This window comes from Streptomyces longisporoflavus, from assembly GCF_014649775.1.
Lineage (GTDB): Bacteria > Actinomycetota > Actinomycetes > Streptomycetales > Streptomycetaceae > Streptomyces > Streptomyces longisporoflavus.
Genome location: NZ_BMTR01000036.1, coordinates 30,773 through 56,610, shown reverse-complemented (window position 1 = coordinate 56,610; position 25,838 = coordinate 30,773). Strand labels below are relative to the sequence as shown.

19 protein-coding genes and 2 pseudogenes are annotated in these 25,838 nt (G+C 72.2%); 18 read left to right on the top strand and 3 right to left on the bottom strand.

The window, feature by feature from the left end; genetic code table 11:
- Positions 1-201 precede the first annotated feature (201 nt).
- The 4 genes from IE226_RS38840 to IE226_RS38825 all read left to right on the top strand — a co-directional run bounded on the left by IE226_RS38840 (position 202) and on the right by IE226_RS38825 (position 2,330).
- The gene (locus IE226_RS38840; RefSeq protein ID WP_190086232.1) at positions 202-492 is read left to right on the top strand and encodes a hypothetical protein; all 291 of its coding nucleotides are present in this window, start codon (positions 202-204) and stop codon (positions 490-492) included.
- Positions 493-658: 166 nt separating this feature from the next.
- Positions 659-997 (top strand): hypothetical protein, encoded by a 339-nt coding sequence (locus IE226_RS38835; protein WP_190086231.1) that lies wholly within the window; start codon positions 659-661, stop codon positions 995-997.
- A gap of 237 nt (positions 998-1,234) precedes the next feature.
- The gene (locus tag IE226_RS38830) at positions 1,235-1,513 is read left to right on the top strand and encodes a hypothetical protein (RefSeq protein ID WP_190086230.1); all 279 of its coding nucleotides are present in this window, start codon (positions 1,235-1,237) and stop codon (positions 1,511-1,513) included.
- A 109-nt stretch (positions 1,514-1,622) separates the two neighbouring features.
- Positions 1,623-2,330, top strand: coding sequence for a DUF2637 domain-containing protein (locus IE226_RS38825; protein WP_229871834.1), 708 nt, complete (start codon positions 1,623-1,625; stop codon positions 2,328-2,330).
- 139 nt (positions 2,331-2,469) lie between these two features.
- Here IE226_RS38825 and IE226_RS38820 read toward each other — a convergent pair.
- Positions 2,470-3,798: pseudogene (locus IE226_RS38820) on the bottom strand (PP2C family protein-serine/threonine phosphatase); the annotation flags it as partial.
- On the bottom strand, positions 3,795-4,349 hold the full coding sequence (locus IE226_RS38815; RefSeq protein WP_190086227.1) for an RNA polymerase sigma factor: 555 nt from the start codon (positions 4,347-4,349) through the stop codon (positions 3,795-3,797). The gene IE226_RS38815 and the pseudogene IE226_RS38820, both read right to left, overlap by 4 nt.
- A 591-nt stretch (positions 4,350-4,940) precedes the next feature.
- On the opposite strand from IE226_RS38815, the gene IE226_RS38810 reads away from it, so the two are divergent.
- From IE226_RS38810 to IE226_RS38770, 9 genes are all read left to right on the top strand, one after another.
- Positions 4,941-5,102 carry a hypothetical protein gene (locus tag IE226_RS38810; protein ID WP_190086226.1) on the top strand — a complete coding sequence of 54 codons (162 nt, stop codon included), beginning with the start codon at positions 4,941-4,943 and terminating at the stop codon, positions 5,100-5,102.
- Positions 5,103-5,284: 182 nt separating this feature from the next.
- A complete protein-coding gene (locus tag IE226_RS38805) occupies positions 5,285-6,646 on the top strand; it encodes a helix-turn-helix domain-containing protein (protein ID WP_229871833.1) in 1,362 nt (453 codons plus the stop codon).
- A 102-nt stretch (positions 6,647-6,748) separates the two neighbouring features.
- Positions 6,749-6,913, top strand: a complete 165-nt coding sequence (locus tag IE226_RS38800) for a lysine biosynthesis protein LysW (RefSeq protein ID WP_190086224.1) — start codon at positions 6,749-6,751, stop codon at positions 6,911-6,913.
- Complete coding sequence (locus IE226_RS38795; RefSeq protein WP_190086236.1) at positions 6,910-7,776, top strand: RimK family alpha-L-glutamate ligase; 867 nt, start codon at positions 6,910-6,912, stop codon at positions 7,774-7,776. Before IE226_RS38800 ends, IE226_RS38795 begins: the two co-directional genes overlap by 4 nt.
- Complete coding sequence (gene argC / locus IE226_RS38790) at positions 7,764-8,795, top strand: N-acetyl-gamma-glutamyl-phosphate reductase (RefSeq protein ID WP_190086223.1); 1,032 nt, start codon at positions 7,764-7,766, stop codon at positions 8,793-8,795. The genes IE226_RS38795 and argC overlap by 13 nt, the downstream gene beginning before the upstream one ends.
- A gap of 30 nt (positions 8,796-8,825) precedes the next feature.
- Positions 8,826-9,647 carry a [LysW]-aminoadipate kinase gene (locus IE226_RS38785; RefSeq protein ID WP_190086222.1) on the top strand — a complete coding sequence of 274 codons (822 nt, stop codon included), beginning with the start codon at positions 8,826-8,828 and terminating at the stop codon, positions 9,645-9,647.
- Entirely contained in the window at positions 9,644-10,717 is a 1,074-nt protein-coding gene (locus IE226_RS38780; protein WP_190086221.1) for a M20/M25/M40 family metallo-hydrolase, read from the top strand. Before IE226_RS38785 ends, IE226_RS38780 begins: the two co-directional genes overlap by 4 nt.
- The gene (locus tag IE226_RS38775) at positions 10,714-11,583 is read left to right on the top strand and encodes a transketolase (protein ID WP_190086220.1); all 870 of its coding nucleotides are present in this window, start codon (positions 10,714-10,716) and stop codon (positions 11,581-11,583) included. Before IE226_RS38780 ends, IE226_RS38775 begins: the two co-directional genes overlap by 4 nt.
- A complete protein-coding gene (locus IE226_RS38770) occupies positions 11,580-12,545 on the top strand; it encodes a transketolase family protein (protein ID WP_190086219.1) in 966 nt (321 codons plus the stop codon). Before IE226_RS38775 ends, IE226_RS38770 begins: the two co-directional genes overlap by 4 nt.
- 109 nt (positions 12,546-12,654) lie before the next feature.
- Here the strand turns inward: IE226_RS38770 and IE226_RS38765 are convergent, their stop codons facing one another.
- A complete protein-coding gene (locus IE226_RS38765; protein WP_190086235.1) occupies positions 12,655-14,004 on the bottom strand; it encodes a DegT/DnrJ/EryC1/StrS family aminotransferase in 1,350 nt (449 codons plus the stop codon).
- A 273-nt stretch (positions 14,005-14,277) separates the two neighbouring features.
- On the opposite strand from IE226_RS38765, the gene IE226_RS38760 reads away from it, so the two are divergent.
- The 5 genes and pseudogenes from IE226_RS38760 to IE226_RS38740 all read left to right on the top strand — a co-directional run bounded on the left by IE226_RS38760 (position 14,278) and on the right by IE226_RS38740 (position 25,828).
- Positions 14,278-16,125, top strand: coding sequence for a condensation domain-containing protein (locus IE226_RS38760; RefSeq protein WP_229871831.1), 1,848 nt, complete (start codon positions 14,278-14,280; stop codon positions 16,123-16,125).
- 2 nt (positions 16,126-16,127) lie between these two features.
- Positions 16,128-24,296 (top strand): non-ribosomal peptide synthetase, encoded by an 8,169-nt coding sequence (locus IE226_RS38755; RefSeq protein WP_190086217.1) that lies wholly within the window; start codon positions 16,128-16,130, stop codon positions 24,294-24,296.
- Between the two features lie 285 nt (positions 24,297-24,581).
- Positions 24,582-24,758: pseudogene (locus tag IE226_RS45320) on the top strand (response regulator transcription factor); the annotation flags it as partial.
- Between the two features lie 77 nt (positions 24,759-24,835).
- Positions 24,836-25,048, top strand: a complete 213-nt coding sequence (locus IE226_RS38745) for an MbtH family protein (RefSeq protein WP_190086216.1) — start codon at positions 24,836-24,838, stop codon at positions 25,046-25,048.
- 3 nt (positions 25,049-25,051) lie between these two features.
- A complete protein-coding gene (locus IE226_RS38740; protein ID WP_190086215.1) occupies positions 25,052-25,828 on the top strand; it encodes a thioesterase II family protein in 777 nt (258 codons plus the stop codon).
- Positions 25,829-25,838 lie beyond the last annotated feature (10 nt).

The following is a 25,838-nucleotide window of genomic DNA, read 5'->3' as shown; positions in this document are numbered from 1 at the left end:
CCTGAAGGGACGAAAGAGCTGGCCAGGCGAGCGCGAGGCCCGACTCGACGCGTTCAGATGGCTGCACCGCTACAACACCCGGCGCCGACACTCCCGCCTCGGACAACGATCACCGATCGCCTTCGAGAACGCCTTTCACCTCACACCAACTACGCTGACACCAGCCGCATAACCCGTGTTCAGGATTCGGGGTCAAGGCCCGTGCCATGGCTGACCCGTGATGAGGCCGGCCCCGAATCCGGTCACTGGGTGTCCGACGACGGGATGGGCTCCTGGGACCTGACCGAGCCGCCGGAAGGCCCGGCCCAGTTTCCGTCGATGGCCGGCTACTTCGACGAAGTGTTCTGCACCCTCACCGAGGGGCCGGCCGACCGGATGGGATCCGATGTGCCCGGTCTGGTGTGGGGCTGCCTGATCTGGGACGATCCGACGCGGCAGCAGCCGTTCCGGACTCTGGACGAGGCGTCCGCCCACTGGCGGCCGGTGCACTGAGCCCACGGTGGGGCGGCTTTGGCGAGACGGCGGCCGTCGCCAACCGAGTGGCAGCTCGGGCGGTAGCCGGCGACCATCATCCGGCTCTCCTCGGAGAAATGGCCCAAATCCGGCGAAAACTGGTTCTGTGGCCCATGGGTGCGCAGCGGGTCGTACGCTCAGAAGCATGGCAACGAAAGGCGCCGAGCTCGCCGATGAACCCGGGATCGTCCCCACTGCCCGTCTGCCGTACGCGGCCCTGTTCGGGGCGGTGCGGTGTCTCGGGCTCGCTCAGGGCACCCGTGGCGAGGCCGAGGAACTGCAAGGCACGCTGTGGCACTACATGCAAGCTGCCGAGGCCTCGGCCTCCCGGGAAGCGGTCGTGCCTTGCGACGTACTCCGGGCAGCCACGCTCTGCCTGCGCAAGTGGCGGGCTGTGACCGACACGACCTTGTGGGGCGACAGGGACGACGCCGAACTGACCATCGCCTGGAGAGAAGGCCTGAAAGCACGCCGTCCGAAGTAGGCCCTCAGTCGGCTGTCGCGTCGGCGCACAGAGCAGCCGACGACATGACTTTATGTATGGGTCATTGATGCGTGCACCCGGTTGTCCGCGAAGCTGATTAATCATTAGCCCGACAGACCCATCATGCGAAATGGCTGCCACCCATTCGCCGCGCATCTTACGTAATGCTCGCCCGTTGGACGGAGCATGACGAAAGCAAGGCCAGGGTTTCTTCCGGAGAACCTCTTGGTCCACAATATGAACAGTGGCACAAGCGCGGTCCACATGGGGGAATGGGTCTATACGCCGGCCGACGCCGCCGGTGGAGCGAAGGCGACCCTGCATGACCAGTACCAGTCCGTCGACCTGAGGTATTCGGCCGCTCTGCTCGAAGACTTCCTGGCGGAACTCGGCCGTATCGAGGCCACGTTCGCCTCTTCGGCCTCCGCCTCTTCGGTATTCGACCCTTCGGCATTCGGCCCCAGAGGGCGCGGCACTCGCTCGGGCGGGCTTCGTCGGCAGATCTCCTATGTATGAGACGCCGGGCCGCCACAGCCCTATGGAGCCGGCCGACCGGGGAAGCCAAGGGACAGTCGGCGACTCCGGTACGTGGGAGCAGCCTCTGGCGCCCCTTGACCCGCTGGACATGCACTGGGATCCGGAACAGGAACTCGTCCATCTGCTGCACGAGGCCGCCGAGAACGAGTGGGAGGGCGTTCCGGCCCCCGGCGGGCCGGTCGAAGCGCCGCTCGCCGAGTCACTGAGCCGCGAACCGCTCGCCGATGCACCGAGCCGCGAACCGCTGGACGAGCTGCGCCCGCTGCGCGCCGCGCCACCGCCTCGCAGACGCCGCGCGCGTTCACGTTCTCGTTCGCGTAAGCGCGGGGGCGGTGCCCTGCACAACATCAGCCTTTTCCTGGCGGGGCTGGCTGCCGTCGTCGTATCCATGGTCTGTGTCTTCGGCGGCATGGTCAGCTATGACCCGCTGAGCCACCTGGCGAGGTACCGGACCTCCGCCAACGCGGGCTGGTGGCCCCTTCTTGTCTACGGCCCCTGGCTGGTCGCCAGCCTGTCGATCCTGCGTGCTGCCCTCCACCGGCGCCGCGCCGCCCACTCCTGGGCGGTCGTCCTGGTGTTCTCCACCGTCTCCATGCTGCTGTGCGTCGCACAGGCCCCGCACACACTGATCGACGCGGCAGCGGCCGCACTCCCCACCCCGGCCGCACTTGCCTGTTTCCAGCAGCTCGTACGGCAGATCACTCTCACCCGCCCTCCGCGCCAGGCCAATCCACGCCACCGCACCCGCCCCCGGCCCGAGCCTCCGGCCCGCCCCGCAAACCCCAAAAAGGTGTAACCGAAATCGAACCCTGCCCGCCCCCTGCCCGCCTCCTGCCCGTCACCAAGGCGGGCAGCCACCAGGCAGGGAGCCACCAAGGCAGGCAGCCAGCAAGGCGGGCCGTCACCTACTGGTGAGGTGGCGCTGACGGGGCGGCGCTGTCCGTGCTCGTGCGCTGGAGGACCAGGATGGCCGCGTCGTCGTCGTTGTCGCCCGTGACGCCTGCCGCGCGGAGCAGCCGGTCGCAGATCACCTGGGGACCTGCACCCGCGCCGCTTTCCAGCGCCGGCGCCCGCGCCGTCGCCGTCGCCAGCGCCCGCGCCAGAGCGGTGATCGCCTCGTCCGGGTCCCGGTCGCGGTGGTTGGTCAGACCGTTGGTGTAGAGGACTGCCGTAGAGCCGGGGGCGAGGTCGAGCGAGCCGGCGGTGTACGTCCAGCCGCCCGTGCCCAGGGGCGGGCCCGTCGGTTCGTCGGCGCGCAGGACCATGCCGTTCTGGTCGCGGACCAGGATGGGCAGGTGGCCGGCCGAGGCGTAGACCAGGCCGCCCTGCTCGGGGTCGTGGACGGCGTACACACAGGTGGCGATGTGGTGGGGGTCGATTTCCGTGAGCAGGGCGTCCAGGAGCTGAAGGATCTTGGGCGGGGGCAGGTCCAGACTGGCGTAGGCGCGGACGGCGGTGCGGAGCTGTCCCATGACCGCTGCCGCGCGGATGCCGCGGCCCATGACGTCGCCGATGACCAGGGCGGTGCGGGCGCCGCCGAGGTTGATCACGTCGTACCAGTCGCCGCCGACCGCGGCCTCCGTGCCGCCCGGCTGGTAGGTGGCGGCGATGCGCAGGCCCTCGGGCTGTTCCAACTCCTGTGGGAGCAGCGAGCGTTGCAGGGTCATGGCCGTCTCGCGCTGGCGGCGCTCGCTGGCCCGCAGGCGTTCGGCCGCCTCGGCGTGGTCGGTGACGTCGGTGGCGAACACCATCACCTCATCGCCGCCTTCGGTCACCCGGGTGCAGGTGACGGTGTACCACCGGCCGCCTGCCGCCTTGCGGGACTTGACCGTGCGCGGCTTGCCGCTGCGCAGAACCTGGTCCAAAAGGGGCAGCAGGCCCAGTTCTTCCAGCTCGGGGAGTCCGTCCCGGGCCGGTACACCCGCAGGGCGTACGCCGAAGGCCTGTGTGTAGGCGTCGTTGGCGTATGCCAGACGGTGTTCGGGGCCCTGGACCAGGGCGACGAGAGCCGGGACACGGTCGAGGACGGTGGCCGCCGCCGGGGCAGGCTCCTGCTCCAGACGCTGCTTGAGGGCCGCCAGGGACTGTTCGACATCCACGATCGGTCCCAGCGCGTGATGGACCGCGTCCTCGGTGCTGCGGACCGTGTCGCGCAGGCGGGCGTCGTCGATGTCCTTCGCGCCCGCGCGATCGTCCGTGGCCGGGCGCCGCAGCCGGCCGGCCAGGCGGTGCCGGATGGTGGTGTGGTCCGAGCTGTCACTCATCGCGCCCCGCCTTCCCGCTGGTCGTCGAAGATCCCCAGGGAATCGAACTCCGCCCACAGGGGTCCCAACGTCTTGCGGGCTCTGCTCAGGTGAACGCGCACCGTCGGCGCCTCAACGCCCATCACTGCCCCCGCCCGCTTGGCATCGAGGTCCGCCATGCAGCACAGCGCGACAGCCGCACGCTGCTGCTCGCTTAACTGAGCGATCGCTCTGCACACCCGACGATACGCGTCCTTGAGATCCAGGTGTGCCGCCAACTCCGGCGTGGTGGCGGAGAAGTCGCGGCCTTCCAGGGGGAGGGTGCCCGGCAGGTGACGCAGGGCGGCCAGGCATTCGCGTACGACCACCGTGGACAGCCACGCATGCCAGTTCTCCACCGGCGGGCCGTGCGCATCCTGCATACGCCGCCAGCACCGGATGAAGGCTTCCTGCACCGCGTCCTGGGCCACGGCGGAGTTCCCGCCGCACACGACGATGCCCTTGGCGAGCATCCTGCGGTACGAGGCCCGGTAGAGCTGGTCGAAGGCGGGCCCGATGCTGTCACTCGACATGCCCGGCGTTTCTCACCCTCTGTACTCGGCCGTCCGCCGGGCATTCCGGCTGCTGCGCCCGCGACGCCCGCATGGTCCACGACCGGCCGTCCCGGTCGACGGAGTGGTCGACGGAGTGAGCGAATCCCCCCTGCTGGTCGAGGTGTTGGAGTACGGCGGTGATGGTCTTGCGTCTGCCCCGCTCCCGGATCCGGTAGGCGTACGCCCGCACCACAGCTGCTGCGCTGAAGCAGACCGCAGCAGAAGTCCAAGCCCACACAGTGTGCACCGTCTGCTCGTCCTCCTCCGTCAGACGCCGGGAACGCCCCGGCTACTCAAGGAGAGGGCGGGAGCCGCAAGAACGCTTACAGGGGCATCGCATTCCCGGTACCGGCGGTTCAGGACAGACGAACGGTCCGCATTGTCGCCGACTGGTGATGTATGGGCGTTTTGCTCACCCCCCAGCTTCGGTGTCGGGGAACTTGGTGAATGGCGCCTTCCATGGATTCCGGCAGGTGCACCCATGATCCTGGAAGAGCGGAAGGGAAACGGCCGGACAACGCCGGACGGGACTTTTCAAGCACAACTCGCCCTCGTATTCCGGGAGAAACCATGAAGTCTGTCCGCGCGTTCGTCGTCGCTGTTCTCTGCCTGCTGGCGGCCGGTACCACGGCCGGGACGGCCGCCGCGGAAACCAGCGGCGTCGCCGGCGCGGGCGCCACCGCCAGGGCGTCGTCCCCCGTCCTGCTCGACGGCGACAGCGGCTGGGGCTGAGCGGCCGGGGATGACCTGCACATTCGTACGGGGGAAGCGGAACGCGGGAACCGTACAGAGAAAGGGCGTCCGGAGGCGTGAGAGACACCATTCGGGAAACCGTCCGGAACATCAGTGACCGGGAAAGAGAACCGCTCGGACACGGCGGCCGCGGGGGAACTCACGGCCAGGTGACCCGGCACATGAAGGTCAGTACGCTCCATGAACGCGCTGCCGGCCAGCCGGTCCCGTTCGCCGAACTCCTGCGGCGCCACCGCGATCGGTCCGGGCTGACCCAGCAACAGCTCGCGGACTTCGCCACGTTGAGCGTCCGGGCGATACGGGACCTGGAGAGCGGCCGGGTGCGACGGCCCCGCCGGGACAGCGTGGGACTGCTCGCCGACGCGCTGCGCCTCGGCGAAGCCGAACGGCGGCAGCTGCACGCCGCCGGGGGGAGCCCGGTGGACCCGCGGGCGCCGCTCGCCGAACTACCCGAACCGCCCGCGCCGCCCGGCGCGCTGGTGGGCCGGGAAGCGGAGTTACAGGTGCTGCTCGACCAGGTCACCGTGCACGGGCACCGCCTGGTGACGGTGGTCGGGATCAGCGGCATCGGCAAGACGCATCTGGTGCTCGAAGCGGCCCGCGTGCTGCGCGCCCGCGGCTGGCGGGTCGGATGGCACGCCCCGGGCGGAGATCCGTGCCGCTGCGGTGCGACCCGCGCGACCCGTGAGACCCGTGAGACCCGTGCGACTCCCGCGGTCGGCTCCGGTTTCGGCGGCATGGCGGCGACCGGCGCAGACGTGACCGACGACCTCGCCAGGGCGATCGGCGACCGGCACGAGCTGCTTGTGATCGACGGTGACGACCCGCCGGGCATCGGCGGAGTGGACGTAGCAGAACTGCTGCGGCGCTGTCCGGGGCTGCGCGTCGTGGTGACCGGTCTGGCGCCGCGGCACCTGCCCGACGAGCGTGTCCTGCCGCTCACCGCGACCGCCGTGCCGGCCGAGGCACCGGACGTGGACCTGGACCTGGACCACGCTCGCCTGAGCGAGGTCCCGTCCGTGGCGCTGTTCCTGTCCCACATCCGCCGGTCACGGCCGGGATTCCGGCTCCGTGACGACAACGCGCAGGCGGTGCTGCGGTTGTGCCGCTGGCTCGACGGCGTCCCCAGGGCGCTGGAGTACGCGGCGGGCTGGTGTCTGGTGTATCCGCCCGAACTCCTCCTTGCCCGGGCCGGCCGCGACTCCTCACTCCTCTCGCCGCCGACGGGCTGCACCTGCCACAACCTGCTGCGTTCGCTGGCCCGCAGCGTGGACGGCCTCGCCGAGCGCCACCGCCACGTGCTCGCCGAGGTGGCCCACCGCCCGCACTGGACCCTCGCGGACCTCGCCCTCCTCGTCCCGGACCCGGCCGCCGCCCTGCACGCGCTGCTCGTCCAGGGCCTGGTGCGGCCGGTGGGAGCCCACCGGCCCGAGTGGTTCACGGTCCTCCAACTGGTGCGGCTCCTGCACCAGTCCGAGCGGACCGTGGCGGGGCCCCTGACGGCGGCAGGCCGGGCCGCCTGAGACTGCCGCCCGTTCTGCCGGTCGCGGCCCCGAACCGCCCTTACGTTTACCCGTGCCTTTCAACTCCCCGTGCCTTTCGGCGAACGATGAAAAGGACTGGACATGGTCACCTGCCCGGAATGCGAGAACTCGGTGGTCCCCGCGGGACCGCCGGTGATCGGTGAAATCGTGGAATGCGGTGAATGCGCGAGCGAATTGGAGATCCTCACCCTGGATCCGATACGGGCCGCGCTCGCCCCGGAGATCGAAGAGGACTGGGGCGAGTGAGTCGTACCGTGCCGTTCGCGGTCCTCGCATCCCGGGTGCGGACCGACGAGAAGGCCCTGTTCGCAGCCTTCGACCGCAGAGCGATCGGCTGTCAGCACATCGACAGCCGGGGGTGGTGGCACCAGCTCGGTGACCGCGGCCCCCGCCCGATCGTCCTGAACCGGGAGATCGGGCTCGCCCGTGCGACCTACGCGGCCCGGGCGCTGGAAGCGGCGGGCGCCACGGTGGTCAACTCGGCCCGGGCGACCGAACTGTGCGGCGACAAGTGGCGCACCTCCGCCGCCCTGGTCGAAGCCGGCATCCCGACCCCCCGCACGGCCCTGGCCCTGACCCCGGAAGCGGCGCTGACGGCACTGGACACGATCGGCTATCCGGCCGTCATCAAACCGCTGCACGGATCGTGGGGGCGGCTGATCGCCGCGCTGCCGGACCGGCCGACCGCGGAAACCATCCTGGAGTACGCCGCCGCGCTGCCCGCACCGCAGGCACGGATCGTCTACGTACAGGAGTGGATCGCCAAACCGGGGCGGGACATCCGGGTCGTCGTGGTGGGCGGCGAGGCGGTGGCGGCGACCTACCGGCGCGCCGAGGACTGGCGGACCAACGTGGCGCGGGGCGCCGTGAGCGAACTGTGCCCCCTGACACCGGACCTCGCCAAGCTCGCGGTGCTCGCCGCGCAGGCCGTGGCGGCCGACATCGCCGGAGTCGACCTGATCGAGGACGAGACAGGTGAACTCCTGGTCCTCGAGGTCAACCACGGCGTCGAGTTCTCCGGACTGCAACAGGCCCTCGGCGACACGGTCAGCGTCGCCGACCGGATCGTCGACCACCTCGTGGACGGGGCCCGCTCATGCTGCGCGTAGCGATCGTCGGGGCCTCCGGCTACATCGGCGGCGAGCTGCTGCGGCTGCTGCACGGCCATCCGCGGGTCACCGTCGTGGCCGCCACCTCCGACCGCCTCGCCGGGCGCCGCGTCGACGGCCCCCACCCCAACCTGCGCGGCCTCACGGACCTGTGCTTCATCGGCCACGACGCGCTGGAGAGCGTCGACGCCGACGTGCTCTTCCTGGCCGCACCGCACCGGGAGACGATGGGAAGGATGGCCGGCTTCCTCGAACTGGCCGGGACCGTCATCGACCTGTCCGGCGACTTCCGCCTGCAAGACCCCGAGATCTACGCGTCCTACTACGGCGTCCCGCACAGCGCGCCGCAGCTGATCCCCGAGTTCACCACCGGCCTGCCGGAATGGCACCGAGACCGGCTCACCGCCAGCGACCGGATCGCCGTCCCCGGCTGCATGGCCACCGCCGGCATCCTCGCGGTCCGCCCGATGGCCGACGCGGGCCTGATCGAGGGCACCGTCCACGTGGACGCCCGCACCGGCTCCAGCGGGTCGGGGGTCTCCGGCGGGCCCGCCGCGGCCCACGCCGAACGCAGCGGCGCCCTCAGGGTGTTCGCGCCCTCCCGGCACCGCCACGAGGCCGAGATCGCCCAGGCAACCCGGCACACCGTGCGGATGAGCGCCACCGGCGTCGAGGCCGTCCGCGGCGTCCAGGTGCTGTGCCGCGCGACGCTGGCGCCCGGCGTGAGCGAGCGGGACGTACGGTCCGCGTTCCGCAAGGCGTACGCGGATGAGCCGTTCGTCCGGGTCATCGCCCAGCGCCAGGGCCTCTACCGGCTGCCCGAGCCGAAGATCCTGACCGGCTCCAACTTCTGCGACGTCGGCTTCGCGGTGTCCGCGGACGACGGCACCGTGCTCCTGATCGGCGCCCTGGACAACCTCGTCAAGGGCGGCGCGGGCGGCGCCGTGCAATGCCTGAACGTCCGCTTCGGCTGGCCGGAGCGCACAGGCCTCGAATTCCCCGGACTGCACCCGAACTGAAACCCGAACTGACGTGAGGCTGATCAAGCGATGCGGGACATACTTGTGGTCAAGTGCGGCGGCAACGCCGCCGTACGGGCGGAGGCGATCTGCGCCGACGTCGCCGCCGTCCACCGCGGCGGCACACCGGTGATCCTCGCCCACGGCGGCTCGGCGGACATCGACTCCCTCGCCGAACGTCTCGGCGTGCCCTCCCGCCGGCTCGTCGCCCCGGACGGCGTGTCGACCCGGTACACCGACGCGCCGACCCTCGAAGTGGTGCAGCTGGCCCTCGCCGGATCCGTCAAACCCCGCCTCCTGTCCGCCCTGCGCACCCACGGCGTGAACGCCGTCGGTCTGACCGGCCTGGACGCCGGACTCCTCGTGGCCGCCCGCAAGTCGGCGCACCGCGCACTCGTCGACGGACGGCGGATCATCGTCCGCGACGACCACAGCGGACGCATCATCGAGGTCAACGACGACCTCCTGTCCACGCTGCTCGCCTCCGGGCTGCTGCCCGTCGTGTCGCCCCCGGCCGTCGCCGAGGACGGCGGCGCGGTCAACGCCGACGCCGACCGCGCCGCCGCCGCCGTCGCGGGCGCCCTGCGGGCGAGCACCCTGCTGCTGCTCACCGGGGCGAGCGGCGTCCTCGCCGACCGGCACGACGAACGGTCGGTGCTCCCCGTCTGCCGGGTGCCACGCCAGGGCGCCCCGCCCGTGGTCACCGGCGGCATGGGCATCAAGCTCATCGCGGCCCGCGAGGCACTCATCGCCGGCGCCGGGCGCGTCCTGATCGGGGACGGCCGCCGCCCGCATCCCGTCCGGGACGCCCTGGCGGGCGCGTGCACCGAAGTTATTTTGGAGGAAGAGTGAGCGGGTTCTCCGACACGGCCGCCGTCGACCTGCTTCACGGCATGCTGCGCATCCCCTCCCCGTCCTACGCGGAGGCGGAGGTGGCCGCGTACGTCGTGGACGCCATGCGCACGGCGGGCTTCACCGCCGGGATCGACGCCGCGGGCAACGCCGTCGGGGAGATCCGGCGCGGCCCCGGACCGACGGTGATGCTGCTCGGGCACATGGACACCGTGCCGGGGGACATCCCGGTGCGGCGGGTGGGCGAGCGCCTGTACGGCAGGGGCGCCGTCGACGCCAAGGGGCCGCTGGCCGCCATGATCTGCGCGGCCGCCGCGAGCAGCGGGTTCAGCGGGTTCAGCGGCCGGATCGTGGTCGTGGGCGCGGTGGAGGAGGAGACCGCGCTCTCGCGCGGCGCGGTGGAGATCCGCCGCACGCACGAGCCACCCGACGCGCTGGTCATCGGCGAGCCCAGCGGCTGCGACACGGTCGTCCTCGGCTACAAGGGCAAGCTCGATCTGCGCTACGAGGTGCGGTGCGAGGCGACCCACCCCAGCAACGTCGTGCCCAAGGCCTCCGAGCTCGCGGCGCGGGCGTGGGGCGAACTCCTGGCGCTGCTCGGCCCGGACGCGAGCCATGCCCGGTTCGACACCCCAGGCCCGACCCTGACGTCCATCAACGGCGAACTGGCCATCGCAACCGCCGAGTTCAGCATCCGTACCCCTCCCGGCTTCGACGGCGAGCGCCTGGTGAAGGAGCTGTCCGCGCGCCTCGACGCGGGCACGCTCCAAGTCGTCAACGCGGTGGACGCCTGCCGCGTCGGCCGCAACGACCCCGTGGTACGGGCCCTTTCGGTCGCCATCCGCGCCGAGGGCGGCACCCCGCGGGCGAAGGTGAAGACCGGCACCTCCGACATGAACACCCTCGCCCAGGAATGGACGGTGCCCATGGCCACGTACGGCCCCGGAGACAGCGCCTTGGACCACTCCGACCACGAACACATCGAACTGCCGCAGTACCTGTTCGGCATCCGGGTGCTCACCCGCGCCCTGGCCGCACTGGACACGCACCTCAGCCGGGAGACCCGATGAGCGAGGACCACGCGCGCAGGGCACGGGAACTGATCGTGCAGATGTGCGCCAACCCCGAAGGCGGCCACCTCGGCGGCTCCATGTCCCTCGTCGAGATCCTGGTGACGCTCTACCGGGACGTCATGCGCATCGACCCGCGGCGGCCGAGCGACCCGGACCGCGACATCCTGCTCCTGAGCAAGGGCCACGGCGCGATCGGCCTGTACGCCGCCCTGGCGGAACGGGGCTTCTTCCCCGAGGAACTCCTGGCGAGCTACGGCGCCCCGGACAGCATGTTCACCGCCCACCCGAACCCGGCCGTCCCCGGCGTCGAGATGCCCACCGGTTCGCTCGGTCACGGGCTGCCGCTGGGCGTCGGCTTCGCGCTCGCCGCCCGCCTGGACGGCAGCGACCGGCGCTGCTTCGTCGTACTCGGCGACGGCGAACTCCAGGAGGGCTCGGTCTGGGAGGCCGCGATGGCCGCCGGAGCCAAGGGACTCGACCGCCTGGTGGCGATCGTGGACCGCAACGGGCTGCAGATCAGCGGCGACACGGAAGACACGGTGGGCCTGGAGCCGCTCGCCAACCGCTGGCGCGCCTTCGGGTGGACGGTCCGTGAGGTCGACGGCCATGACACGAGCCAACTGCGCGAGGCCCTGTCGGACGTTCCGCACACCCCGGGCAGGCCGACCGTGCTCCTGGCCCGCACGGTCAAGGGCAAGGGACTGCCGTACATCGAGGGCCAGGCCCGCAGCCACTACGTCAAGCTCACCGAACGCGGGCACAGGCGCGCCCGCGCGGCGCTGCTGCGCGGCGAACGTAACAGCGGCGAGCAAACCAGCGGCGAGCGGACCCGCGGCGAACGAACCCGAACGGAGACCACATGAGCGTCGTGACAGCCGAACCCCCCGTCGCGCAGGAAGAGCGCGCGGCCCGGGAGGTCTACCGGGACGTGCTGGTCGAGCTGGCCGCCGCCGACGAACGCTATGTGTGCCTGGACAGCGACACCGGCCTGTTCTCCGGCACAGCGTGGGGCTCGGCCGCGCCGCGCTACCTCAACCTCGGCATCGCGGAACAGAACCTGATGGGCGTGGCCGCGGGCCTCGCCCGCTCCGGCCGCATCCCGTTCGTCAACACCATGGCCACCTTCGCCGCGACGCGCGCACTGGAGGCGGTGAAACTCGACATCGCCTGGAACGACCTTCCGGTACGGATCGTCGCCACCCACGGCGGCCTCTCGGCGGGCCATCTCGGCTCCACCCACCACGCGTTGGAAGACCTCGCCGTCATGCGGATGCTGCCGAACATGACAGTCCTCGTGCCCGCGGACGCCGCCGCCACCGAGCACCTTCTCCGCGCGTCCGCACGGCTGCCCGGACCGGTCTACCTGCGCCTGGGGCGCGGCGCGACGCCGGCCCTGCCGCCGGGAGCGGAGCCGGTACGGATCGGGGCCGCGCAGTGTCTGCGCCGCGGCGACGACGCGACGCTGATCGCCACCGGACCGCACCCCGTACTGACCGCGCTGGACGCCGCAGACGAACTGGCCGCCGCCGGGATCGAGGCGTCCGTACTCAACATGCATACGATCAAGCCGCTCGACCGGCAGGCGATCGTCACCGCCGCGGCGCGCACGCGCGGCATCGTCACCGTCGAGGAGCACTGGGCCGCCGGGGGCCTCGGCTCCGCCGTCGCCGAGGTGGTGGCCGAGCAGGGGGTCGCCTGTCCGGTGCGGCGGGTGGCGGTGGCCGACCGGTTCGCCGCCGGTACCGGCGGACACCGGCACCTGCTGGAGCGCAACGGCATCCGCGCGGCCACGGTGATCGAGCACGTACGACGGCTGCTCGCCTGAAACGCTGCTTGCCCGAAACGCCTGCTCACCTGAAACGCCTGCTGACGGCGAAGGGGCCGCGGACCGCCACCAGGGCGGACCGCGGCCCCTTCGCCGTGAACCAGTTCGGTCACCGAGTACCGAACGCCGCCTCCCACTCGGCGTCGCCGATCTGCGACGCCCGCTCCCAGTGCGGCGTGTGGGCGGTGCGCGCGGCGACGGCGGCCAGGGCGTCGCGGTGCTCCCAGACCTTCTCGAACGCGTCGGCGTACCGGTCGAGCAGCGGCCCCGCCTCCGGGTGCAGGTGCGCCTTCTGCACCGTGAAGGAGTCGTCCAGGACCCGCAGCACGGCCGGGAAGTCCTCGGCGCGGTAGGGGCGCGGCACGACGCCGGGCAGCGCCCACGGGTAGCCGCCGAACCCGCGCCGCTCGGCGAACACCCGCTGCGCCGGCAGCGGCTGGAGCTGGTAGGGCGCGGCGGGCACCCCTTCGGCGCGCAGCGCCCGCTGGACGACGGCGCGCAGCGGGCCCGCGAACGCGTCGGCGAGGCCGAAGGCGGCGGGCCGCACCCGGAAGCGCAGGATGTGCCAGGCGTGCGTACGGTCTGCCGGCACCTCGGGCACCAGGAAGCCCGGCAGCTCCGCGAGCCGCCCGAGGAGCCGCCGGACGTTCCGGTCGCGCACGGCAGCCTCCGCGTCGAAGTGCGTGAGGCGGCTGCGGGTGAAGGCCGCCTGGATCGCGTTCGGCTTGCAGTTCCAGCCGAGGAGATGCGCGACGTAGCTGCGCTCGCCGCTCGCCGGGATGAGTTCGCCGAACTGGCGCAACATGGTGGCCCGCATCGCCACGTCCGCGTCATCGGTGGTGATCAGGCCGCCCTCGCCGCACGTGGCGAGGTTCTTGCTGACGTTGAGGCTGAAGGTGTTCACCGCGCCGATCGAGCCCACGGCGCGGCCCCGGTAGCGGGCGCCGTGCGCCTGCGCGGCGTCCTCGACGACGGTGATCCCGTGCCGGTCGGCGATCGCGGTGATCCGGTCCAGGTCGGCGGGCAGGCCGTGCAGGTGGACCACGACGATCGCCTTGGTCCGGCCGGTGATCGCGGCTTCGAGCGCCGCGGGGTCCAGATTGAACGTGACGGGGTCGATGTCGACGAACACCGGCACGGCCATGAGGTGCAGCGGGGCGGTGGCGCTGCCGATGAAGCTCAGGGCGGGCACGATCACCTCGTCGCCGGGCTCCACGCCCGCGGCACTCAGCGCCACCGACAGCGCGGCGGTGCCGTTGCTCACCGCCACGCAGTGCTCGGTGCCGACGTGCCGCGCCCACTCCCGCTCCAGACCCGCGATCTCCTCCTCGCCCGCGGAGGCGGAGGTGAACCGGCCGGAGCGAAGCACCCGTTGAACGGCCTGCTCGTCCTGCTCGGTCACCATCGGCCACGCCCTGATCCGCAAATTCCGGGGCACGGCCCGGCCACCGCCGAACATCGCGAGGTCGGCCGATGGCGTGACCGATGGCGTGGCCGATGGCTTGACCGCTGGCTTGATTGGCACCGCTGGCCTCTTCCCGATGGAGTACGTCCGGACATCGCGCCTGTCAGTGTCGGCGCGCGGCATCGCGCCCGGCGGCAATCGCACCGGCAATTGCCCTGCGGGCCCTCGCGTACGCCGCTCGAACTGCCGCTGGGACTGCCGCTGTTGGCGGTCACCGCTGGCTAACTTCGGTTCCGATTCCAGACCGGACTCGGAATGAGGGATGACGTGACCAGCCCTTTCGATGAAGCGCATGCGGGTGCGGATGCGGGTGTGAATGCGGGTGCGGGTGCTGCCGGGCGGAATCCGGTCGCCCGGCGCCAAAGCGTGCTGTGCGCCCTGGTCGCCGACGTGCTCAAGGTGAGCGACGTCGGGGCCGACGACGGCTTCGTGGCGCTCGGCGGCGACAGCATCATCGCCATGCAGCTCGTCAGCCGGGCACGGAAGGCCGGTCTGCGGATCACCGTCGGCGACGTGCTCGCCCACCGCGACATCGCGGCCCTGGCGGAGAGCGCCACCGAGGTGCACCGGGAGCCGGCCCCCGTCGCGGACAGCGGGGTCGGCCCTGTCGCCACCACGCCGATCACACGTTGGTTCCAGGAACGCGGCGGCGGGGTCGACACCTACCACCAGCTCGCGGTCCTGCGTACGCCGCTCGGGCTGACGCAGGCGCACCTGCACGCGATGACACAGGTGCTGCTCGACCACCACGACGTACTGCGGCTGCGGCTGTCCGTGCCCGAGGGCGGGGACGGCGGGGACGGCGGGCAGGAATGGGCGCTCGACGTGCTGCCCACCGGGGCCATCGACGCGGCATCGGCGCTCCGGCGGATCGACGTGGCGGGGCTTCCTGATGCCGACGTGGCCGCGCTGGTGCGCCGGGAGTCGGACGCCGCGCGCGACCGGCTCCGCCCGCGCGAGGGCAAGGTCTTCCAGGCCGTGTGGTTCGACGCCGGACCCGATCGCCAGGGCCTGCTCGCACTGGTCGTCCATCATCTGGCCGTCGACTCGATCTCCTGGCGCGTCCTGGCCGCCGACCTCGCGACGGCCTGGCGGGCGGTCGACGCGGGCACCGTGATCGCGCTCGAACCGGTACCGACCTCCTTCCGCCGCTGGTCCCGCCTGCTCGGCGAGCAGGCACACGCACCGGCCGCCGTCGCCGAACTTCCGTACTGGCTAGCCGAGTTGCGGCCCGGCGCCGCCCGCTTCGGCGACTTGCCCCGGGTGCCGGGCCAGGACCTGGAGAGCCGGGACCGGCGTTTCACTGAGTCCCTGCCCGCCGAGTTCACCCGCGAACTGCTCACCAGCGTGCCGGCGGCGTTCAACGCCGGCGTCAACGACGTCCTGCTCGCCGCGCTCGCCCTTGCCCTCGGCGACTGGCACCGCGCACGCGGCACGGCGGGCGACGGAACATCCCTCCTGCACCTGGAAGGCCACGGCAGGGAAAGCGCGCTCGCCGACGTGGACCTCTCCCGGACCGTCGGCTGGTTCACCAGCCTCTTCCCCGTCCGGCTCGACCCGGGCGAACTCGACTGGGCCGAGGTACGCGCCGCGGGACCCGCGGTGGGCAGCGCCGTCAAACGGATCAAGGAGCAACTGCGCGCCGTCCCCGACAAGGGCGTCCGCTACGGCCTCCTGCGCTATCTGAACCCCGACACCGGCGCACCTCTCGCGCAGGCCGCCCAGCCGGAGTTCGTCTTCAACTACCTGGGCCGCTTCGAGGCGTCGGACACCGCCGACTGGTCGCTCGTACCGGAGTACGGGACCGGCCTGGACGGCACCGGCCCCGGCATGCCCATGGCCCACAGCATCGAGGTCAACGCGGCCACCGTGGACCGGGCGGACGGCCCGGTCCTTGACGCCACCTGGAGCTGGGCCGACAGCGTCGTGAGCGAGGCGGACACCCGCGAACTCGCACGGACGTGGTTCTCGATGCTGCGGACGCTGGTCGCGCACGCCCGCGAACCGGGAGCGGGCGGACTCACCCCCTCTGACCTGACCCTGAGCTCGCTCAGCCAGCACGAACTCGAAGAAATCGAATCCGAACTGCGGGCGGCCCGGGGAAGGGGACTCTGAAGATGAGTCAATCAGCAGTCGAGGACATTCTTCCCCTGTCGCCGTTGCAGGAAGGCCTGCTCTTCCACGCGCAGTTCGACCGGGAGAAGCGCGGCTCGTACATCGCGCAATTCGCGGTCGATCTCGAAGGCCCGCTGGATTCCGCGCTCCTGAGGTCGGCCGCCGAGACCGTGATACGGCGCCACGCCGCCCTGCGGTCCGGATTCCGGTACCGCAAGAACGGCGAGCCGATACGGGTGGTGCACCGCGAGGCCCCGCTGGACTGGCGCGAGGCCGATCTCACCGATCTCACCGTCGTCACTGATCTCACGGACGTCACCAACCTCGCCGAGGAGGACGCGGCGGCCGGGTTCGCCGACCTGACCGTGCGGGACTGGGCCGAGGGCATCGATGTCGCCGCCACGCCGCTGATCCGCTTCACCCTCGCCCGGCACACGACCAGCCGCCACCGCCTCCTGGTGACCGCCCACCATCTCCTCCTCGACGGCTGGTCCTTCGGCCTGCTGTTCCAGGAGCTGTTCGCGGTGTACTCCCGGGCGGGCGGCACCGATGGCCTGCCGGCGGTGCGCCCCTACCGCGACTACCTGGCCTGGCTGTCACAGCAGGACCGGGCGGGCGCCGAGCGGCACTGGGCGGCCGTCCTGGAGGGGGTCGAGCAGCCCACCTTCGTCGCGGCCGCCGACTCCCGCACAGGCCCGCCGCCCGAGGAGGTGGAGGTGTTCCTGTCGCCGGAGACGACGGCGCGGCTGACCGCGCACGCCCGGCGGGACCACGTCACGCTCAGCACCCTGGTCCAGGGCGTCTGGGCCGTCCTGGTCGGCTCGCTCACCGGACGCGACGACGTGGTGTTCGGCTCCACGGTCAGCGGCCGCCCCGCTGAGCTGACCGGCGCGGACTCGATGATCGGCATGCTCATCAACACCGTCCCGGTACGGGTGCGCCTGGACCGGGCGGCATCGGTGAGCGCGCTGTTCGCGCAGATCCAGGCAGAGCGCACCGCGGCGCTCGACCACGACCACCTGGGCCTGACGGACATCCAGCGTCTTACCGGGCTCTCCACCGCGCTCTTCGACACGAACGTGGTCGTCGACAACTTCCCCATGCACGACTACAAGGTCGACGCGCCCGACGGCGACCTCCACGTGCGCGTCACCTTCCGCGACAGCGCCCACTTCCCGCTGACCCTCGCCGTCGAACCCGGCGAGCGCCTCGCCCTGCGCCTGCACTACCGCCCGGACCTGTTCACCGCCGCCGCGGCCACCGAACTCGCCGAACGGCTCACGCTGCTCATGGAACAGGTGGCGGCGGACCCGGACCGGCCGCTCGCCGGTCTCGCCCTCATGCCACCCGCCCAGCACCACCAGGTCGTACGACAGTGGAACGACACCGCGTGCGAGCGGCCCGCGACGACGCTCGCCGAGCTGTGGTCGCGGCAGGTGCGGCGCACGCCCGACGCGCCGGCCCTGGTCGGGCCCGACGGCAGCCGGCTCAGCTACGCACAACTCGACGCGCGGGTACGGCGGTTGGCGCTGCGGCTCGCCCGTGAGGGCGCGGGCCCGGAGCGGGTCGTGGCCGTGGCGCTGCCCCGTTCAACGGACCTGGTGGTGGCGATCCTCGCCGTCGTCACCGCGGGCGCGGCCTACCTTCCGGTGGACCCCGATCACCCCGCCGGACGCATCGCCGCGACGATCGCGGACGCCGGTCCGATGCTCGCCCTGACGGACACGCAAAGCGCCGCGGTGCTCCCCGAGTCCCTGCCCGGGCTGCTGCTCGACAAGCCGGTCGCGCCCCTCGCCGCCCGCCCCGTACCGCCGCGTCCGGAGCACCCGGCGTACGTCATCTTCACCTCCGGGTCCACCGGTCGCCCCAAGGGCGTGCTGGTCCCGCACGCGGCCGTCGTCAACCGGCTGCTTTGGATGCAGGAGCAGTACCGCCTCACCGCCGAGGACCGGGTCCTCCAGAAGACCCCGGCCGGTTTCGACGTGTCGGTGTGGGAGTTCTTCTGGCCGCTGATCTCCGGCGCGACCCTGGTGATCGCGCGGCCAGGCGGACACCGCGACCCCGCCTGCCTCGCCGAGCTCATCCGGCGCGAGTCGGTGACCGTCACGCACTTCGTGCCCTCCATGCTGCAGGCCTTCATCCAGGAGCCCGGCGCCGCCGGCTGCACGGGCCTGCGCCGCATCATCTGCAGCGGCGAGGCCCTGCCCGCCCGGACCCAGCGCGACCTGTTCGCCACGCTGGCCGACACCGAACTGCACAACCTCTACGGGCCGACCGAGGCCGCCGTCGACGTGACCTACTGGCAGTGCCGCCGCGACGACCAGTCCGGCACGGTGCCGATCGGCAGGCCGCTGGCCAACGTGTCCGCGTACGTTCTGGACGGCAGCCTGCGGCCGGTGCCGCCGGGTGTGACGGGCGAGCTGTACCTCGGCGGCATCCAGCTGGCCAGGGGCTATGCCGGGCGCCCCGGCCTGACCGCCGAGCGATTCGTGGCCTGCCCGTTCGCGGCGGGGGAGCGGATGTACCGGACCGGCGACCTGGTCCGGTGGAGCGCGGGCGGGCAGCTGGAGTTCGTCGGCCGCGCGGACGCGCAGGTGAAGATCCGGGGCGTGCGCGTGGAGCCCGGTGAGGTCGAGGCCGTACTCGCGGCCCACGCCCGGGTGCGGCAGTGCGCGGTCGTCCTGCGCGAGGACCGGCCGGGCGACCCGCGCCTGGTCGCCTACGCCGTCGCCCGGACCGCGGGTTTGACGGGCGAAGAACTGCGCCGGTACGCGGCCGACAGTCTGCCCGAGGCCATGGTGCCCGCCGCGGTAGTCCTGCTCGACACCCTGCCGACGACGGCGAACGGAAAACTCGACCGGGCCGCCCTGCCGGAGCCCGACCGGGCCGCCGCGGCCGTACGCAGCACACGAAGCCCGCGCAGCCCGCGCGAGGAGATCCTGTGCGAACTCTTCGCGGAAGTGCTCGGGATGCCCCGCGTGGGCATCGACGAGCACTTCTTCGACCTGGGCGGCAACTCCCTGCTCGCGCTGCGACTGCTGTCCCGCATCCGCTCGGCGCTGGGGGAGGGCTTCGAGATCCGGGACCTGTTCGACGCCCCCACGGTGGCCGGCCTCGCCCGCCTTACCGGCACCGCCCGTCCCGCGCTCACCGCCAGGGGGGCGGGGGCCGGGGACGCGCCGCTGTCTTACGCCCAGCAACGCCTGTGGTTCCTCAACCGGATGGAACGCGGCGGGGGAACGTACAACGTGCCCGTCGCGGTCCGGCTCGCCGGGACGGTCGACCGGGACGCCCTGGCGGCGGCGTACGCAGATGTGGCGGAGCGGCACGAGAGCCTGCGCACCGTCTTCCCCGAGGCGGGCGGCGAGCCGCGCCCGGTGGTCCTGGACGCGGTGCCCGGCATCGAGTGCGTCGAGGTAGCGTCGGCCGACCTCGCGGACGCCATGGCGCTGCGGGTCGGGCACCGCTTCGACCTCACGGTGGACGCGCCCGTCAAGGCCACGCTGTTCCAACTAGGCCAGGAACAGCAGGTGTTGCTCCTGGTCGTCCAGCACATCGCCGCCGACGGCTGGTCCCTGCGTCCGCTGCTGCACGACCTAGCCCTCGCCTACAGCGCCCGGTGCGCGGGGAGCGCCCCCGACTGGCAGCAGCAGCCGGTGCGTTACGCCGACTACACGCTGTGGCAGCGGGAACTGCTCGGCGAAGCCGACGAGCAGGACAGCCTGATGCGGCGTCAGCTCGCTTACTGGCGGCAGCAGTTGGACGCTCTGCCGGCTGAACTGGCGCTGCCCGCCGACCGGCCGCGCCCCGCGGTGGCGGCGCAGTCCGGCGGGATCGTAACCGTCCAGTGGGAGCCGGAGCTGCACCGCAGGCTGCTCGAACTCGCCAGGGCCGCCGACTGCACGCTGTTCATGGTGGTGCAGGCGGGTCTCGCGGCCCTGCTGACCCGCATGGGCGCCGGCAGCGACATCCCCCTCGGCACGCCGGTGGCGGGCCGCTCCGACAGCGCGCTCGACGAACTGGTCGGGTTCTTCGTCAACACCCTGGTCCTGCGTACCGACACCGCGGGGGACCCCGGCTTCACCGAACTACTGCGCCGGGTACGGGCCACCGACCTGGACGCCTTCGCCCACCAGGACGTCCCCTTCGAGCGTGTCGTCGAGGACGTACGCCCCGAACGCTCGCTGTCCCAGAACCCCCTGTTCCAGGTCCTGCTCCAGGTCCAGCAGGCGGCGGACGCCGTTCCGGACTTCGCCGGACTCGACAGCGAACACGCCCCGGTGACCTGGGACGTCGCGAAGTTCGACCTCAGCCTCGAACTGGTCGAGGAGCGCGACGCGCAGGGCGCACCGGCCGGGCTCACCGGCTACCTCGAGTACGCCGACGAACTGTTCGACCGCAGCACCGCCGAGCAGCTCGTGGCGCGCCTGCGCCGACTCCTGGAACAGGTGCTCGCCGCCCCGGACCGGCCGATCAGCACGGTCGACGTGCTCACGGACGCGGAGCGCCGGCGCTACCTCCCCGAGCAGTCCCAGCAGTCCCAGCAGCCCGAGCGGCCCGAGCAGTCCGAAGGGACTCTGCCCGCGCCGCCGACCGTGTTCCTGCCCGCCGCCTTCCAGGCGCAGGCCGCCCGCACACCGGATCTGACGGCGCTGGTCTTCGAGGACACCGCGCTCACCTACGCCGAGCTCGACGCACGCGCCACCCGGCTCGCCCACCGCCTCGTACGCCGGGGCGCGGGCCCCGACCAGGTCGTGGCGGTGGCCCTGCCCCGGTCCGCGGACCTGATGGTCGCGCTCCTGGCCGTCCTGAAGTCGGGCGCCGCGTTCCTCTTCGTCGACCCCGACTATCCGGACCGCCGGATCGCCTATCTCCTGGAGGACTCCGCACCGGCCCTGCTCGTCACCGACAGCGGGACTGCCGCGTCGATGCCCGTAAGTGAGATGTCCGTACGCGAACCGGTCCTCGTCGATGACCCCGAGCTCGACGACGAACCGTCGCACGCGCCCGGCATCGCGGCGGTCACCGCCGACCACCCCGCCTACGTCGTCTACACCTCGGGCTCGACCGGCCGGCCCAAGGGCGTGATCGTCACCCACGGCGGCCTCGCCAACCTCCTCGCCTTCTACCGCACGGAGGTCATCGCCACCGCCGAGCGCAACCGCGGCGCGCGGCGCTGCCGCATGGCGCTGACGGCGTCCCTCGCCTTCGACACCTCGGTCGTCGGCCTGCTGTGGCAGGCCTCCGGCCACGAACTCCACCTGATCAGCGACGACACCCGCCGCGACCCCGCCGCCATGGCCCGCTACCTGGACCGCCGCGGCATCGACGCCCTCGACGTGATGCCCAGCTACGCCGAGGAGCTGATCCACCAGGGGATGCTCGACCCGGACCGCACTCCGCCCGCGGTGGTGATGACCGGCGCGGAAACGGTCGGCGAGAAGCTGTGGGCGCGCATCCGGGAGACCGAGGGCAGCACCGTCTACAACATCTACGGCCAGACCGAGACCACCGTGGACACGCTCTTCTGGTCCTCGGACGAGAGCGACCGCCCCCTGGTCGGCAGGCCGATCCACGGCGTCGAGGTGTTCGTGCTCGACCCGGCACTGCGCCCCGTCCCCTCCCGCGTCGTCGGCGAACTGTACGTCGCGGGAGCCCAGTTGGCGCGCGGCTACGTGAACCGTCCCGGCCTGACCGCCGAGCGGTTCGTCGCGAACCCCTACCGGCCGGGACAGCGCATGTACCGCACGGGTGACCTGGTGCGGTGGACCGACGACGGCGCCCTGGAATTCCTCGGCCGCGCCGACGACCAGGTCAAGATCCGCGGATTCCGGGTCGAACTCGGCGAGGTGGAGGCGGCGTTGGCCCGCCACGAAGGCGTCGCCCACGCGGCGGCGGTCCTTCGCGAGGACCGGCCCGGAGACAAACGCCTCGTCGGCTACGTCCTCGCCCGGGACACCGGACTCGACGCGAAGCGGCTGCGCGACTTCGCGCGGCAGAACCTGCCCGACTACATGGTGCCCGCCGCGATCGTGGTGCTCGACGAGCTGCCGCTGACCCCGAACGGCAAACTCGACACCGCCGCACTGCCCGAGCCGGCCTACCCCACCACCGGCGAACGGCGCGCGCCGCGCACGCTGCGCGAGGAGCTGCTGTGCGAGCTGTTCGCGGAGATCCTCGGCCGCGACACCGTCGGCATCGACGACAGCTTCTTCGACCTCGGCGGCCACTCCCTGCTCGCCGTGCGGCTGAGCGGCAGAGCGCGCTCCGTCCTCGGCGTGGAACTGCCCGCCCGCCAGGTGTTCGGCACCCCGACCGTGGCCGGACTCGCGGACAGCCTCGACGACACCCTGCCCGGCAGGCCGCCGCTGCGGGCCGGGCAACGCCCGGACGTGCTGCCGCTGTCGTACGCCCAGCAGCGGCTGTGGTTCATCAGCAGGTGGGAGGAGACCGGGGCCGGCTACAACCTTCCCCTCGCGCTGAGACTGTCCGGACCGCTGGACCGGGCGGCCCTGGAACAGGCGCTGTGCGATGTCACCGACCGGCACGAGAGCCTGCGCACGGTCTTCGCCGAACGGGACGACCAGCCGGTGCAGACGGTGCTCGCGCCCGAGGCCGGCCGGCCGCGACTGCTGTACCGCGAGGTGCCCGAGGCCGGGATCGGCGCGGCGATCCGGGCGGCGGCCGACCACCGGTTCGACCTGTCCGCCCACCCTCCCCTGCTCGCCCACCTGTTCCGCACGGACGAGGGCCGGACGGGCGGGGGCCGGACGGGCGAGGGCCGGACGGGCGAGGAGGAGCACGTCCTGCTGCTCGTCTTCCACCACATCGTCTGCGACGGCTGGTCGCTGGGACCCCTCCTGCGCGACCTGTCCACCGCCTACGCAGCCCGCACCCGCGGCGCCGACCCCGCCATGGACGAACTGCCGGTGCAATACGCCGACTACGCCCTGTGGCAACGCGACCTGCTGGGCAGCGCCGACGACCCGACCAGCATGCTGTCCCGCCAACTGGACCACTGGCGCACCCGCCTTGCCGATCTGCCGGTCGAACTGACCCTGCCCACAGACCGGCCACGACCCGAGAGAAGCGACTACGCGGGCGGAGCGGTGGACCTCGACTGGGACGCCGACCTGCATCGAAAACTGCTCGCGATCGCCAGAGAGCACGGCTGCACCGTGTTCATGGTGCTCCAGGCCGCCTGCGCCGCCCTGCTCAGCAGACTGGGCGCGGGCACGGACATCCCCCTCGGCACCCCGGTGGCCGGCCGGACAGACGACGCGGTCGACGACGTCGTCGGGTTCTTCGTCAACACCGTGGTCCTGCGCACCGACGTCTCGGCGGACCCCACCTTCGCGGAGCTGCTGCGCCGCGTCCGGGCCACCGACCTGGCCGCCTACGAGCACCAGGAGGTGCCGTTCGAGCGCCTCGTCGAAGAGGTCAACCCACCGCGCTCGCCCGGCCGCCACCCCCTCTTCCAGGTCATGGTCCAGCTCCAGCACGCGAGTGCCGGCCCGCGCTTTGCCGGTCTGCGGACGACGGAACTGGAGGTCGCGTCGACGGCCGCCAAGTGTGACCTGGTCATCGACGTGGAGGAGCGGCTCGATGCCGGGGGAGCACCGGCCGGTCTGGCCGGAGCCCTGACGTACTCGACCGCGCTGTTCGACGCCGCGACGGGCGAGCGGCTCGCCGAGGGCCTGCACAGTCTGCTCACGCAGGCGGCCGAGGACCCGGACCGGCGGATCGCCGACTTCGACGTACGACCTGTAGGCGTACGACCTGGCGATGTACGACCTGTCGATGTACGGCCGGTCGACGTAGGGCCGGTCGGCGAGCAGGGGTCTGTCGCGAGCCCCGCGTCCCCGGTTCCGGTTCCGTCGCAGGACGCGGCAGCGGCTGCCACCGGCCCGCGGACGGCGAACGAGGAGCTGTTGAGCGAGCTGTTCGCCGAGCTGCTGGGCCGGGACGCGGTCGGCGTCGACGACAACTTCTTTGCCCTGGGCGGGCATTCACTGCTCGCGACGCAGCTGATCTCCCGCGTGCGATCGGCCCTGCGGCTCGAACTGCCAGTCCGCGCGTTCTTCACCGCCCCCACCGTCGCCGGAGTCGCCGCGTACCTGGAGACGGCGGCGCCCGCGCGGCCCGCCCTCCGCCCTGCCACGGCCCGCTGACAGGGGGCCTGCACAGGCCCCGACCACCACACCCGGGAGACGGACCTCATGCTGACCTTGTCCGAACTGGAAGCCGCCGCGCCCGCGTCGGCCGTGGAAGCCGCGTCGGCCATCGAGGAGATCGCCGACCAGCTGGCCGGCCAGCACGAGGAGCTGCTGCGTCGCCAGCGGCGGCTCGCCGAGACCCACGCCGAGGCCCTGCGCCTGCTCAGGTCCCGCACATCGGGCCCGCCGGACCAGGTCCTCCAAGCCGAGCAGCTGACCGGCGGAGACAGCCTGAGCAGCACCGAACGGGCGCTGCTCAGGCTGGCGGCCGAGGGCTGCACCGACGCCGCCGCCGCGAGCCGGCTGCACGTGTCGCACCGCACCGCGCGCCGCATGATGGCCGCGCTGATGGAGCGCCTCGGGGCGCGCAGCCGCTTCGAGGCCGGTGTGAAGGCCACCCGCCTCGGCTGGCTCTGACCGGTCTGCTCTGAGCGGGCCGGCCCCCTCCCCCTGCATCGCCACTCCGAATCGACCACCCCGAAAGGAACAGCTCCGTGAACAACCCCTTCGACGACGCAGAAGGCTCCTATCTCGTCCTGGCCAACGCCGAGCACCAGCACTCGCTGTGGCCCGCGTTCATCGACGTACCCGCCGGATGGTCCGCCGTGTTCGGCGCCGGTCCGCGCACCGCGTGCCTGGACTACGTCGAGGAGCACTGGACGGACCTGCGCCCCGCCAGCCTCGTGGCCGCGATGGACGGGGCCTGAGCGATGGCGGTACGCAACACCACGCTGGTGCCCCTGCACCGCACGCCCGGCGCCCGGCGGACGCTGGTCGGCCTGAGCTTCTTCGGCGGCGGCACGGCCCCGTACCAGTCCTGGGCCGCTGCCCTGCCCGCCGGAACGGACCTGGCCGTGCTCTGCTATCCCGGCCGGGAGGGCAGGTTCGCCGAGCCCTTCGCCCGCGACTGGGACGAACTGGCCACCGACGTCACGCGAACACTGCGCGAGGCCGCGTCCGACGACCTCGGACCGTACGTCCTGTTCGGGCACAGCATGAGCGGCTGGATGGCCTTCGACGTGGCCGCCCGGCTCGACGGCGACGCGGCGCACAGGCCCGAAGCGCTCGTCCTGTCCTCCTGCAACGCCCCGGACCGCGGCCTCACCGACAACGAACGCCGCCCCCTGCCCGGGGACGCGGACGAACGCATGCTGCGGTGGCTGGAGACCCACGGCCTGCTGCCCCCGCACGTGCGCGAGAACCCCGGCCTGACCGAACTGGCCCTGGAGCTGATGCGGGCCGACATCGCCGTACGGGACACCTACGCCTACGACGGCGCCGAAGTGAGCGTGCCGCTGCACGTGCTCACCGGCGCCGACGATCCGCTGATCAGCGCCGACGTGAGCGCCCGGTGGCGGCGCCTGGCCCGCGGCCCGCACCGGCACGACGTGCTCGGCGGCGGCCACTTCTACACCCCGGAGATCTGGCGCACCCTCCCGAGCCGCATCGCACCGCTCCATGCCACCGCAACCGGCTCTGCCCCCTGAGGAGTGACCC